Origin of the sequence: Labrys sp. LIt4 (genome assembly GCF_017813775.1) — a bacterium.
Classification (GTDB): domain Bacteria; phylum Pseudomonadota; class Alphaproteobacteria; order Rhizobiales; family Labraceae; genus Labrys; species Labrys okinawensis_A.
The window spans coordinates 62,237-75,168 of sequence record NZ_JAGIPY010000022.1; the positions used below are offsets into that span (position 1 = coordinate 62,237).

General features: G+C 63.8%; 11 protein-coding genes. All 11 read right to left on the reverse strand.

Annotated features, from left to right (window positions below):
- Window positions 1-5: 5 nt before the first annotated feature.
- The 11 genes from J8I29_RS26890 to nuoE all read right to left on the reverse strand — a co-directional run bounded on the left by J8I29_RS26890 (window position 6) and on the right by nuoE (window position 12,862).
- Window positions 6-776 carry a biotin--[acetyl-CoA-carboxylase] ligase gene (locus tag J8I29_RS26890; protein WP_209434009.1) on the reverse strand — a complete coding sequence of 257 codons (771 nt, stop codon included), beginning with the start codon at window positions 774-776 and terminating at the stop codon, window positions 6-8.
- A gap of 13 nt (window positions 777-789) precedes the next feature.
- Window positions 790-2,220: an NADH-quinone oxidoreductase subunit NuoN gene (gene nuoN, locus J8I29_RS26895; protein WP_105862959.1), complete on the reverse strand. Its 1,431-nt coding sequence runs from the start codon at window positions 2,218-2,220 to the stop codon at window positions 790-792.
- Window positions 2,221-2,234: 14 nt separating this feature from the next.
- Window positions 2,235-3,734: an NADH-quinone oxidoreductase subunit M gene (locus J8I29_RS26900; RefSeq protein WP_209434010.1), complete on the reverse strand. Its 1,500-nt coding sequence runs from the start codon at window positions 3,732-3,734 to the stop codon at window positions 2,235-2,237.
- Window positions 3,734-5,857, reverse strand: coding sequence for an NADH-quinone oxidoreductase subunit L (gene nuoL / locus J8I29_RS26905; protein WP_209434011.1), 2,124 nt, complete (start codon window positions 5,855-5,857; stop codon window positions 3,734-3,736). Before nuoL ends, J8I29_RS26900 begins: the two co-directional genes overlap by 1 nt.
- Before the next feature lie 4 nt (window positions 5,858-5,861).
- On the reverse strand, window positions 5,862-6,170 hold the full coding sequence (nuoK, locus tag J8I29_RS26910; RefSeq protein ID WP_068282543.1) for an NADH-quinone oxidoreductase subunit NuoK: 309 nt from the start codon (window positions 6,168-6,170) through the stop codon (window positions 5,862-5,864).
- A 3-nt stretch (window positions 6,171-6,173) separates the two neighbouring features.
- Window positions 6,174-6,782, reverse strand: a complete 609-nt coding sequence (locus J8I29_RS26915; protein WP_068282540.1) for an NADH-quinone oxidoreductase subunit J — start codon at window positions 6,780-6,782, stop codon at window positions 6,174-6,176.
- Window positions 6,783-6,897: 115 nt separating this feature from the next.
- Window positions 6,898-7,416: an NADH-quinone oxidoreductase subunit NuoI gene (gene nuoI, locus J8I29_RS26920; RefSeq protein WP_068282998.1), complete on the reverse strand. Its 519-nt coding sequence runs from the start codon at window positions 7,414-7,416 to the stop codon at window positions 6,898-6,900.
- Window positions 7,413-8,462, reverse strand: coding sequence for an NADH-quinone oxidoreductase subunit NuoH (gene nuoH / locus J8I29_RS26925; RefSeq protein ID WP_105862956.1), 1,050 nt, complete (start codon window positions 8,460-8,462; stop codon window positions 7,413-7,415). Before nuoH ends, nuoI begins: the two co-directional genes overlap by 4 nt.
- Window positions 8,463-8,471: 9 nt before the next feature.
- Window positions 8,472-10,550, reverse strand: a complete 2,079-nt coding sequence (gene nuoG / locus J8I29_RS26930) for an NADH-quinone oxidoreductase subunit NuoG (RefSeq protein ID WP_209434012.1) — start codon at window positions 10,548-10,550, stop codon at window positions 8,472-8,474.
- 178 nt (window positions 10,551-10,728) lie between these two features.
- Window positions 10,729-12,030 carry an NADH-quinone oxidoreductase subunit NuoF gene (gene nuoF, locus J8I29_RS26935; RefSeq protein ID WP_068282532.1) on the reverse strand — a complete coding sequence of 434 codons (1,302 nt, stop codon included), beginning with the start codon at window positions 12,028-12,030 and terminating at the stop codon, window positions 10,729-10,731.
- 109 nt (window positions 12,031-12,139) lie between these two features.
- The gene (nuoE, locus tag J8I29_RS26940) at window positions 12,140-12,862 is read right to left on the reverse strand and encodes an NADH-quinone oxidoreductase subunit NuoE (protein ID WP_105863242.1); all 723 of its coding nucleotides are present in this window, start codon (window positions 12,860-12,862) and stop codon (window positions 12,140-12,142) included.
- Window positions 12,863-12,932 lie beyond the last annotated feature (70 nt).

A 12,932-nucleotide genomic window follows, 5' to 3' on the forward strand; every position in this document is an offset into this window, starting at 1 on the left:
ACTCTTCAAGAATCGGATGAATTCGGGAACAAGCCCGGAAAGAAGATTTCGCCGGCCGAAACTTCGCGCCGCGCCCCGGCATCGTCGCGCAGGATCAGCACGCCTTCGGCATCGAGGGCCTCGAACACGCCGTCGATATCCCCCGAGGGCAAACGCACGACGATGCGGCGCCCGAGACCGGCGGCCCGCTGCAGCCAGGCCTCCCGGATGGCGGCAAAGCCGGCACCGCGCCGCCATTGCTCCAGGCGCCGGGCAAAGCCGTCCGTCAGCGCAGCGAAGAAGGTTTCGACATTGATGGCGGCGTCGCTCGCCGCCAGATGGGTGGCCGGATAGGGTGTGCCTTCCGGGTGGCTGGCAATGTTGACCCCGCAGCCGATCACCGCCGAAAAGCCCCCGCCGGCATGGGCGCCCTCGACGAGGATACCGGCAAGCTTGGCTCCGCCGATCAGCACGTCATTGGGCCATTTCAAGGCCAGGCACGCGGCGGCCCTGGGCGCGGTGGCGATGACGGCATCGCTGAGCGCGAGGGCAGCGACGAAACAAAGATCAGCCGCCCGCCTTGGCTCTGCGGGATCGACCAGCAGGAGCGAGGCATAAAGGTTGCCCCGAGGAGAACTCCAGGGGCGGCCGCGCCGCCCCTTGCCGGAAACCTGTTCGCCGGCCGTCACCCACAGGCGGTCCTGCCCGCGCTGCAGAGCCTCGATATTGGTCGAGCCAATCGAGTCGAAGTGAAGGTGACGGAAGCCTGCCGCCTGTGCTCCTGCGCCGAGTTTCATTGCCCCGGTTGCATCAGCCCGAGGGCAGGAGCGAGGCGGCGGCCGCCGCGGCCGGGCCGGTCACCAGCGTCGGCCAGACGATGAAGAACACCGTCACGATCGTCGCGATGGCAAGCACGCCGGCGAGCGGGGTCGGCATCGGCTCGAACGCCTCGGCCGGCTCGTCGAAGAACATCACCTTGATGATGCGCAGATAATAGAAGGCGCCCACCACGCTGGAAAGCACGCCGAGGATCGCCAGCGGCCACAGGCCCTGATGCACGGCGGCAACGAACACATACCACTTGGCCCAGAAGCCCGAGAGCGGAGGAATGCCCGCCAGCGAGAACATCAGCGCGGCGAGCGCATAGGCCATGATCGGCTGCGTGCTCGACAGGCCGGCGAGATCGCTGACATTCTCGACATAGGCGCCCTTGCGCTTCATCGAGAGGATCACCGCGAAGGTGCCGATCGTCATGGCCAGATAGAGCGCCAGATAGATCAGCACGCCCTGCACGCCCTCGGAGGTGCCTGCCGCCAGGCCGACCAGGGCAAAGCCCATATGGCCGATCGACGAATAGGCCATCAGGCGCTTGATGTTGCTCTGGCCGATGGCCGCGAAGGAGCCGAGGGCCATCGAAGCGATAGCGATGAACACCACGATCTGCTGCCACTGGGCGAGCGCCGCCGGGAAGGAGGTGATGATCACGCGGACCAGCAGCCCCATGGCGGCAATCTTCGGCGCACCGGCAAACAGGGTGGTCACCGGCGTGGGAGCACCCTCATAGACATCAGGCGTCCACATATGGAACGGCACGGCCGAGATCTTGAAGGCCAGGCCAGCGAGAAGGAAGACGATACCGAAGACCAGGCCGAGCCCGACATGCCCCTGCACCGCCGTGGCGATGCCGGTGAACGACACCGTGCCGGCGAAGCCATAGATCAGCGAAGCGCCATAGAGCAGCATGCCCGAGGAGAGCGCGCCGAGGACGAAATATTTCAGGCCCGCTTCGGTGGACTTCAGGTCGTCGCGATGAATGGAAGCGATGACGTAAAGGGCCAACGACTGCAGTTCGAGCCCGATATAGAGGGCGATGAGGTCGTTGGCCGACAGCATCATCATCATGCCGGTTGTCGCCAGCAGGATCATCACCGGATATTCGAACTTCTCGATGCCGCGCGAGCGCAGGAAGTCGCTCGACATCACGATCGCCGTGCCCGAGCCGATCAGGACCAGGATCTTGGTGAAGCGGGCGAAGGCATCGACGCTGAAGGAACCGTTGAAGGCCTTGCCGTCGGTGCTCATGGCCACCAGCACCACGACCACGGCAAGCAGCACCACCGAAAGGGTGGTGACCAGGCCGTAGCCACGCGGCGCCGAGAAGACACCGATCATCAGCAAAGCGATGGCGCCAAGAACCAGAACGATTTCCGGAAGCGCCGTTGCAATTTCAGAAGCAGACATGGCTCGCCTTCGGATCAGTTAAGCGCAACGCTGGCAGCTTTCGCCGCCTGGATGAGATGGGTGACGGCGGCTTCGCTCATGTTCAGGATCGGCTTGGGATAGACACCGAAATAGATCGTGAGCAGAACCAGCGGCGCCAGGATGATGAACTCCCGGCCGGTGAGGTCGGCGATCCCGGCCAGGCTCGGCTTTTCCAGCGCGCCATAGACGACGCGGCGATAGAGCCAGAGCGCATAGGCCGCCGACAGGATCACGCCGAACGTAGCGAAGAAAGCCACCCAGGTATTGGTCGAGAAGGCGCCCACCAGCGTGAGGAACTCGCCGACGAAGCCCGACGTGCCGGGCAGACCGACATTGGCCATGGTGAACACCATCAGGGCCAGCGCATACCAGGGCATACGGTTGACCAGGCCGCCATAGGCCGCGATCTCGCGGGTGTGCATGCGGTCATAGACCACGCCGACGCAGAGGAACAGCGCGCCGGAAACGATGCCGTGCGAGATCATCTGGAAGATCGCGCCCTGCACGCCCTGCTCGTTCATCGAGAACAGGCCCATGGTGACGAAGCCCATATGGGCGACCGACGAATAGGCGATCAGCTTCTTGATGTCCTCCTGCATCAGCGCCACCAGCGAGGTGTAGACGATGGCGATGACGGAGAGGGTGAACACCAGCGGCGCGAAATATTCGGAGGCCGCCGGGAACATCGGCAGGGAGAAACGGATGAAGCCGTAGCCGCCCATCTTCAGGAGGATGCCGGCCAGGATGACCGAGCCCGCCGTGGGTGCTTCGACGTGCGCGTCGGGCAGCCAGGTGTGCACCGGCCACATCGGCATCTTCACGGCGAAGGAGGCGAAGAAGGCCAGCCACAGATAGGTTTGCATCTGCACCGGGAACGGGTGCTTGAGCAGCACGGCGATATCGGAGGAACCGGCGTTCCAATACATCGCCATGATGGCGATCAGCATCAGCACCGAGCCGAGCAGCGTGTAGAGGAAGAACTTGAAGCTGGCATAGATGCGCCGCTGTCCGCCCCAGATGCCGATGATCAGGAACATCGGGATCAGGCCGCCTTCGAAGAACAGGTAGAACAGCACGATGTCCTGCGCGCAGAACACGCCGATCATCAGCGTCTCCAGCACGAGGAAGGCGATCATGTATTCGCGCACGCGGTTCTGGATCGAGCGCCAGGAGGCGAGGATGCAGAACGGCATCAGGAAGGTCGTCAGGATGACGAAGGGCAGCGAGATGCCGTCGACGCCCATCCGATAGTTGATCGCCCCACCCGTGGTGCCGCCGAGCCAGTTGGTGTTCTCGACGAACTGGAAGCTGGTGTTGGCCGGATCGAAGGCGAACAGCGGCAATAGCGAGACGATGAAGGTCGCGATGGTGGTCCACAGCGAGATGATGCGCGAATTGCGCTTCACGCCTTCGGGATCACCCCGAAGCACGAGCATCAGCACCACACCCACCAAGGGCAGGAAGGTCGTGACGGAAAGAACCGGCCAGGACATCAGTGCGTGCCTCCGAGCATGGACCAGGTGAACAAGGCCGCGATGCCGATCAGCATGGCGAAGGCATAGTGATAGAGATAGCCGGTCTGCAGCTTGACGACGCCGCGGGTGACGTCAACGACGCGGGCGGAGACACCATCCGGGCCGAGGCCGTCGATGGTGGCGCCATCCCCCTTCTTCCACAGGAAGCGGCCGAGCCACTTGGCCGGGCGGGTGAAGGCCCAGTCATAGAGCTCGTCGAAGTACCACTTGTTGAGCAGGAAATTGTAGAGCAGCGGGTTGCGGGCGGCGATGGCCGCCGGCACCGTCGGCTTGACGATATACATGTAATAGGCCGTGAAGAAGCCGATCAGCATCATGACGAAGGGCGACAGCTTCACCCAGAGCGGGGCGTGATGCATGCCTTCGAGGATCTTGGTGCCCTCGCCCAGCGACACGGCCTCACGCCAGAAGGATTCGAGCCCGTGCTCGCTGGCGAAGGGGCCGTAGAAGACCATGCCGGCGAAGACCGCGCCGACCGACAGAACCGCGAGCGGGATCATCATCGGCATCGGCGATTCATGCGCATGGTCATAGGTATGCGCATCGGCCCGGGTCTGGCCGTGGAAGGTCATGAAGATCAGGCGCCAGGAATAGAAGGACGTCATCAGCGCCGCGACGATGGTCATCCAGAAGGCATAGAGCGGAATGAGGTGGCCGCTCTCGGCGTAGCCGGCCCAGGCCGCCTCGATCACGGCATCCTTGGAGTTGAAGCCGGCGAAGCCGATCTGCGTCAAGGGCAGGCCGACGCCGGTGAGCGCCAGCGTGCCGATCACCATGGCCCAGTAGGTCAGCGGGATCTTCGACTTCAGGCCGCCCATGTGGCGCATGTCCTGCTCGTGGTGCATGGCATGGATGACCGAGCCGGCACCGAGGAACAGCAGCGCCTTGAAGAAGGCGTGCGTGAACAGGTGGAACACGCCGACATTGTAGGCGCCCACGCCCAGGGCCACGAACATGTAGCCGAGCTGCGAACAGGTCGAATAGGCGATGACGCGCTTGATGTCGTTCTGGACGAGGCCCACCGTGGCGGCGAAGAAGGCCGTGGTGGCGCCGATGAAGGTGACGAAGGCCAGGGCGTGCTCGGCATGCTGGAACAGCGGCGACAGGCGCGCCACCATCACGATGCCCGCCGTGACCATGGTGGCGGCATGGATGAGCGCGGAGACCGGCGTCGGCCCTTCCATCGCGTCCGGCAGCCAGGTGTGCAGCAGGAACTGGGCGGACTTGCCCATGGCCCCCATGAACAGCAGGAAGCAGGCAACTTCCAGGGCCGGCAGGTTATAGCCGAGGAAGTGGATGCTGGTCTCCGCCTTGCTGGCGGCTTCCTTGAAGATGCCCTCGAAGCCGACCTGGCCGAAGATGACGAACACCGCGAAGATGCCGAGCGAGAAACCGAAATCGCCGACGCGGTTGACTACGAAGGCCTTGATGGCGGCGGCGTTGGCCGTGGGGCGCTTGTACCAGAAGCCGATCAGGAGATAGGAGGCCAGACCCACGCCTTCCCAGCCGAAGAACATCTGCACCAGATTGTCGGAGGTCACCAGCATAAGCATGGCGAAGGTGAACAGCGACAGATAGGCGAAGAAGCGCGGCCGCGAGGGGTCCTCTTCCATATAGCCGATGGAATAGAGGTGAACGAGCGAGGACACGGTGGTGACAACCACCAGCATCACCGCGGTCAGCGTGTCGACGCGCAGAGCCCAATCGATCTGCAGCTTGCCGACATGGATCCAGTCGAGCACCGGCACCGTGGAGGTGGCGCCGTTGAAGCCGACATTGATGAACGCGACCCAGGACAGCAGGCAGGACACGAACAGCAGGCCGGTCGTGACATATTCGGCAAAGCGGATCTTGCCGGGCGAATGCGGGGATTCCTCGACCGCGTGGTGATCGTCGTGGCCATGGGAGTCATGAGCATGGTCATCATGGCCATGCGCGGCGTGAGCACCATGGCCATGGTCGTCGTGACCATGCCCGGAGGTCTCGGCAGCATCGGCCGGCGCCAGGCGCCACGTCAGCATGTTGGCGATGCCGGCAATCAGGAAGCCGAGGAGCGGCAGGAAGACAATTGCGTTATACACGCCCTCAGCCCTTCATCACGTTGATATCTTCGACGGCGATCGAACCGCGGTTGCGGTAGAACGCCACCAGAATGGCCAGACCGATCGCGGCCTCGGCGGCGGCGACCGTCAGGATCAGGAGGGTGAAGACCTGGCCCGTAATGTCGTGCAGCGCCGCGGAGAAGGCGACCATATTGATGTTCACCGCAAGCAGGATGAGTTCCACCGACATCAGGATGACGATGACGTTCTTGCGGTTGATGAAAATCCCGAGCACGCCGATGGTGAAGAGAACGGCGGCGACAGCGAGAAAATGGGAAAGATCGACGGCCATGTGTCAGATCCCCTGCCCTGGCTGAACTTTGATGACCTCGACCGACTGCGCCTTGGTGCGCGCCGATTGCAGGGCCGGATTCTGGCGCTTGACGCCTTCCTTGTGGCGCAGCGTCAGCACGATGGCGCCGATCATGGCCACCAGCAGCACCAGGCCGGCGCCCTGGAAGAAGAAGGCATATTGCGTGTAGAGCACGCGACCGAGCGCCTCGGTGTTGGTGACGGAGGTATCGATCTGCGTCTGCGGATTGACGACGATGCCGGGGGAGATCGCCCAGCCGACCACCACCATCAGCAATTCGATCAGAACGATCAGGCCGACCAGGAAGCCGATCGGCAGATATTGCAGGAAGCCCTGGCGCAGCTCGGTAAAGTCGACGTCGAGCATCATCACCACGAAGAGGAAGAGCACGGCGACGGCACCGACATAGACCACGATCAGGATCAGCGCGAGAAACTCGGCCCCGGTAAGCATGAACAGGCCGGCCGCATTGACGAAGGCCAGGATCAGATAGAGCACCGAATGCACAGGGTTGCGCGACAGGATGACCATCAAGGCCGATGCCACGCAAACAAAGGCGAACAGGTAGAAGAAGGCTGTCGCCACATTCATGTTCAAACCCCTCTCCGGCCCGTTTCCGTGCCGTCTAGTCTCAACCGCTCCAGCCTGGCTGAAGCAAAAACAAACTCCGGCCGGGCCGGTCTCTTATGCCCTAGAGCAAAGCGCGTCAGCGATAAGGCGCGTCCTTGGCGATATTCTTGGCGATTTCCCGCTCCCAGCGGTCGCCATTGGCCAAAAGACGGTCCTTGTCATAGAACAGCTCTTCGCGCGTCTCGACGGCGAACTCGAAGTTCGGCCCCTCCACGATGGCATCCACCGGGCAGGCTTCCTGGCAGAAGCCGCAATAGATGCACTTGACCATGTCGATGTCGTAGCGCGTGGTGCGCCGCGTACCGTCATTGCCGCGCGGCCCCGCCTCGATGGTGATTGCCTGCGCCGGGCAGATCGCCTCGCACAATTTGCAGGCGATGCAGCGTTCCTCGCCATTGGGATAGCGCCGCAAAGCGTGCTCGCCCCGGAAACGCGGCGACAGCCGGCCCTTCTCGAAGGGATAGTTCAACGTCGCCTTCGGCTTGAAGAAATAGCGCATCGACAGGAAGAAGGCCGAAACGAATTCCTTCAGGAACAGGGCCTTGGCGGCCTGATCTAAGCCGACGCGCGGCCGGCTGGGATTGGCTGCGGTCATGGTGCCCATCCGGTAATCTGGAGGAAGCCTGCGACGATCACGACCATGGCGATCGACAGCGGCAGGAAGACTTTCCAGCCGAGACGCATCAGCTGGTCATAGCGGTAGCGCGGCACGAAGGCCTTCACCATCGCGAACATGAAGAACACGAACGTCACCTTGACCAGGAACCAGATGAAGCCCGGGATCCAGGTGAAGGGCGGCAGGTCGATCGGCGCACTCCAGCCCCCCATGAACAGGATGGTGGTCAGGGCGCACATGGTCATGATCGCCACATATTCGCCCAGCATGAACAGCAGGTAGGGCGTCGAGGCATATTCGACCATGAAGCCGGCCACGAGCTCGGACTCGGCTTCGGCCAGATCGAAGGGCGGCCGGTTCGTCTCGGCCAGGGCCGAGATGAAGAAGATGATGAACATCGGGAAGAGCGGCAGCCAGTACCAGTTCAGGAAGGTCAGCCAGGGCAGACCAATCAGGCTGGCGAGGCCGCGGCTGTGCTGCGCCTCGACGATAGCCGTCAGGTTCAGCGAGCCGGCGCAGAGCAGCACGGTGATGATGACGAACCCGATGGAGACTTCATAGGACACCATCTGGGCCGCGGCGCGCAGGGCCGAGAGGAAGGGATATTTCGAGTTCGAGGCCCAGCCCGCCATGATGGTGCCGTAGACACCGAGCGAGGAGATGGCGAAGACATAGAGGATGCCGACATTGATGTCGGCGATCATCGTGCCAGCCGCGACCGGCAGCACAGCCCAACCGGCCAGCGCCAGAACGCAGGTGACGAAGGGCGCGAGCAGGAAGACGCCCTTGTTCGCGCCCGCCGGGATCACCGGCTCCTTGAGCACGAACTTGATCAGGTCGGCGAAGGACTGGAACAGCCCGAACGGCCCGACGACATTGGGACCGCGACGCAGCTGCACCGCAGCCCAGACCTTGCGGTCGGCCAACAGGTAATAGGCGATGAAGACAAGCAGGCAGACCAGCAGAACCACGCTTTGCAGCGCCGGCAGGCCCACCTTCCACAGGAGTGTTTCCCAGATCGTCATGGCCCGTCCTTACTCCGCCGCCAGCGGCAGCGCGCCCGAGGCGAGCTGCGAACACTGCGCCATCACGGCCGAAGCGCGCGCGATGGGGTTGGTCAAATAGAAATCGCTGATCGCAGCCGCGAAAGCTGCCTTGTCGACCTCGCCGCCGACATTCGCCAGAGCCGAGATGCCGGCGGCATCGGCAGTGGCAACCTGACCGATCTGGCCGAGATGGGGAATGGCGGCAAACAGCGCCTTGCGCAGGGCAGTGAGCGAGTCATAGCCGAGCTTGGCGCCGAGGGCTTCCGACAATGCCCGCAGGATCGCCCAGTCCTCGCGCGCCTCGCCGGGCGGGAACGCCGCGCGGTTGGCGAGCTGGACCCGGCCCTCGGTGTTGACGAACAGGCCCGAGCGCTCGGGATAGGCAGCGGCCGGCAGGATGACGTCGGCGCGATGCGCGCCGCGGTCACCATGGCTGCCCTGATAGACCACGAAGGCACCCGGCTCGACGGTGATTTCGTCGGCACCCAGCAGGAAGAGCACGTCAAGCGCTCCGGCCTTGGCCATGCCGGCGGCGTCGAGCCCCCCCTCGCCCGGCACGAAGCCGACATCGAGGGCACCCACGCGCGAGGCGGCATTGTGCAGCACGCCGAAACCGTTCCAGCCGTCCTTGACCACGCCGAGCGCCTGGGCCGCCTTGGCGGCCAGCGACAGCAGCGCCGCACCGTCCGCGCGGGCATAGACACCGCCACCCACGATGATTACCGGCTTGGAGGCCCCCTTCAGCAGCTCGGCGAAGGCGCCCTTGCCGGCAGCCAACTCGGCCAAAGTATCGGGTCCGGCGCCCAGATAATCATAGGTGTAGGTCAGATCGGCCTGCTCGCCGATCAGCCCGATCTTGACGCCACGCAGCCAGCGCTTGCGGATGCGGGCATTGAGAACCGAGGCTTCCTTGCGCGGATTGGTGCCGACCAGCAGGATCGCGTCCGCCTCCTCGAGACCGGCGATCGTCGGGTTGAACAGATAGCCGGCGCGGCCCAGGGCAGGATCGATCTTGGCGCCGTCCTGGCGGGCGTCGAGGTTCTTCGAGCCCAGCTTGCCGATGAGATCCTTGAGCGCGAACAGTTCCTCCACCGCGGCGAGGTCGCCGGCGATGGCGCCGATGCGCTCGGGCTTGGCGGCCTTCACCTTGGCGGCGACGGCGGCAAAGGCGTCCTGCCAGCTCACCGGCTTGAGGCGGCCGTCGACACGCAGATAAGGCCGGTCGAGGCGCTGGGTGCGCAGGCCATCCCAGATGAAGCGGGTCTTGTCCGAGATCCACTCCTCGTTCACCAGTTCATTGGTGCGTGGCACGATGCGCAGCACTTCCCGGCCGCGCGCATCGATGCGGATGGCGGAGCCCACCGCATCCATCACGTCGACGGATTCGGTCTTGGAGAGCTCCCAGGGGCGGGCATGGAATTCATAGGGCTTGGAGGTCAGGGCGCCGACCGGACAGAGGTCGATCACATTGCCCTGCAGTTCCGAGCTCATCGCCCGTTCGAGATAAGTGGTGATCTCCATGTCCTCGCCGCGGCCGATGGCACCAAGCTCGGAGACGCCGGCCACCTCGGTGGTGAAGCGGACGCAGCGCGTGCAATGGATGCAGCGGTTCATCACCGTCTTGACCAGCGGGCCGATATATTTGTCTTCGACCGCGCGCTTGTTCTCGGCATAGCGGTTCTTGTCGACGCCGTAGGCCATGGCCTGGTCCTGCAGGTCGCACTCGCCGCCCTGGTCGCAGATCGGGCAATCCAGCGGATGGTTGATGAGGAGGAACTCCATCACCCCCTCGCGGGCCTTCTTGACCATCGGGCTCTTGGTGAGCACCACCGGCGGCTCGCCGTTCGGGCCCGGACGCAGGTCCCGTACCGCCATGGCACAGGACGCCGTCGGCTTGGGCGGGCCGCCCTTCACCTCGACCAGACACATGCGGCAATTGCCGGCAATCGACAGGCGCTCGTGGAAGCAGAAACGCGGGATCTCTGCACCCGCGACCTCACAGGCCTGGAGGAGCGTGTACTCCGCCGGGACCTCGATTTCCTGTCCGTCGACGATCAACTTGGCCATGGATAACCTTGACGATCAGGTCTGGATAGCGAGACGCAATCCAGACTCTTTCCAAACTCGACTTCGCAAAATTCCGCGCCGCGATCAACATCGGGAACACGAAAATTCAGCGCTGTGACAGGCCGGAAACGGGGGCGATCCCGGCCCTGATAAATTGCAGCCGACGGGAGCCGGCCTGTTATTCCGCCGCCTGCAGAACAGGGGTGGAATGGGGGTTTGCGGCATATTGATCGATGCGCGCTTCGATCTCATGACGGAAATGGGTGATCAGCCCCTGGATCGGCCAGGCGGCCGCATCGCCGAGAGCACAGATCGTATGCCCTTCGACCTGCTTGGTAACGTCGAGCAGCATGTCGATCTCGCGCTTCTGGGCGCGTCCTTCGGCCATGCGGGTGAGCACGCGCCACATCCAGCCCGTGCCCTCGCGGCACGGCGTGCACTGGCCGCAGCTCTCATGCTTGTAGAAATAGGCAAGCCGGGCGATGGTGCGCACCACGTCGGTCGACTTGTCCATCACGATGACGGCGGCGGTGCCTAGGCCCGAGCGCAGCTTCGACAGCGAGTCGAAATCCATCGGCGTGTCGATGATCTGCTCGGCCGGTACCATGCGCACCGACGAGCCGCCCGGAATCACGGCCTTCAGATTGTCCCAGCCGCCGCGGATGCCGCCGCAATGGCGCTCGATCAGCTCGCGGAAAGGAATGCCCATCGCTTCTTCGACGTTGCACGGCTTGTTCACATGGCCCGAGACGCAGAAGAGCTTGGTGCCGACATTGTTGGGATTGCCGATGCCGGCGAACCAGCCTGCGCCGCGGCGCAGGATGGTGGGGGCGACGGCGATCGACTCGACATTGTTCACCGTGGTCGGGCAGCCATAAAGGCCCATATTCGCCGGGAAGGGCGGCTTCATGCGCGGCATGCCCTTCTTGCCTTCGAGGCTTTCGAGCAGCGCGGTCTCCTCGCCGCAGATATAGGCGCCGGCGCCGTGGTGCACGTAGAGGTCGAAATCCCAGCCGTTCTTGTTGTTCTTGCCGATCAGGCCGGCCTCGTAGGCCTCGTCGACGGCGCGCTGCAGGGCCTCGCGCTCACGGATATATTCGCCGCGGATATAGATGTAGCAGGCATGCGCATTCATGGCGAAGGAGGCGATAAGGCAGCCTTCCACCAGATGATGCGGGTCATGCCGCATGATCTCGCGGTCCTTGCAGGTGCCGGGCTCGGATTCGTCGGCATTAACGACGAGATAGCTCGGCCGGCCATCGGACTTCTTCGGCATGAACGACCATTTCAGGCCGGTGGGAAAGCCGGCGCCGCCGCGTCCCCTGAGGCCCGACGCCTTCATCTCGTTGATGATCCAGTCCTGGCCCATCTCGAGGATCTGCTTGGTGCCATCCCACGAGCCACGCTTGATGGCCGCCTGCAGTCCGGGCGACTGGAGGCCGTAGAGATTGGTGAAGATGCGGTCGCGATCAGCAAGCATGGCGGATCCGGAAATCTGAGAGTGGGGAGCGCCCTGTCGCTGGCCGGAGGCTGGCGGCAGGACCTGTTGTCGGGAAGGAAGCCTCGTTTGCGGCGCCCTCCCCTTGAATTCAAGACTTGGCCGGCGCCGCCGCGGCGGCTTCGGCAGCAGCGGCCTTGGCCGCCTCGAGCTTGGCTTTCTCCTCGGCGAGGCGCTGCTTCCAGGACCCGATCACCGAGCCGTCATAGAGCGCCGGATCGGTCAGGGTCTGCGCACCACCTTCCGGCTCGGACGAGAAGCGGCCGTTCTGCGGGCCGGGCTTCACTTCCTTGCCGGCGGCAAGATCGTCGATGATGCGTTCCATGATCTCAGGCGTGAGATCCTCGTAGAAATCGGCATTGATCTGGACCATCGGCGCATTGCAGCAAGCGCCCAGGCACTCGACCTCGAGCCAGGAGAACTTGCCGTCTTCCGTCACGTGCCGCTCGGGGCCGATGCGCTTCTTGACGACGTCGCGGATCGCCTCGGCGCCGCGCAGCTGGCACGGCGTGGTGCCGCAGAGCTGGATGAAATACTTGCCCACCGGTTCCAGGTTGAACATGGTGTAGAAGGTCGCGATCTCCAGGACGCGGATCTTCGCCATGCCCAGGCGCGCCGCGATCACCTCGATCGCCGCCTGGGATACCCAGCCGCCGGCCTGTTCCTGCGCCTTCCACAGCAGCGGAATCACCGCCGACGCCTGGCGGCCGGGCGGATATTTGGCGATCTGCTGGTCCACCCACGCCTCGTTCTCGGGCGTGAAGGCAAAGCTTGCCGGCTGAAGTTCCTGGGGCGCGAGCCTGCGGACGGACATGCGCATACCTCTTTACTGCTAGAGCAAAGTGCGTTTTGGCAAACGCACTCTTACTCTCACTCCTGGTTTC

What these genes read in the sequence shown, in the direction of transcription:
- J8I29_RS26890 (WP_209434009.1), bottom strand. Translation starts at nt 776, where the DNA reads ATGAAACTCGGCGCAGGAGCACAGGCGGCAGGCTTCCGTCACCTTCAC.
- nuoN (WP_105862959.1), bottom strand. Translation starts at nt 2,220, where the DNA reads ATGTCTGCTTCTGAAATTGCAACGGCGCTTCCGGAAATCGTTCTGGTT.
- J8I29_RS26900 (WP_209434010.1), bottom strand. Translation starts at nt 3,734, where the DNA reads ATGTCCTGGCCGGTTCTTTCCGTCACGACCTTCCTGCCCTTGGTGGGT.
- nuoK (WP_068282543.1), bottom strand. Translation starts at nt 6,170, where the DNA reads ATGGCCGTCGATCTTTCCCATTTTCTCGCTGTCGCCGCCGTTCTCTTC.
- J8I29_RS26915 (WP_068282540.1), bottom strand. Translation starts at nt 6,782, where the DNA reads ATGAATGTGGCGACAGCCTTCTTCTACCTGTTCGCCTTTGTTTGCGTG.
- nuoI (WP_068282998.1), bottom strand. Translation starts at nt 7,416, where the DNA reads ATGACCGCAGCCAATCCCAGCCGGCCGCGCGTCGGCTTAGATCAGGCC.
- nuoH (WP_105862956.1), bottom strand. Translation starts at nt 8,462, where the DNA reads ATGACGATCTGGGAAACACTCCTGTGGAAGGTGGGCCTGCCGGCGCTG.
- nuoG (WP_209434012.1), bottom strand. Translation starts at nt 10,550, where the DNA reads ATGGCCAAGTTGATCGTCGACGGACAGGAAATCGAGGTCCCGGCGGAG.
- nuoF (WP_068282532.1), bottom strand. Translation starts at nt 12,030, where the DNA reads ATGCTTGCTGATCGCGACCGCATCTTCACCAATCTCTACGGCCTCCAG.
- nuoE (WP_105863242.1), bottom strand. Translation starts at nt 12,862, where the DNA reads ATGTCCGTCCGCAGGCTCGCGCCCCAGGAACTTCAGCCGGCAAGCTTT.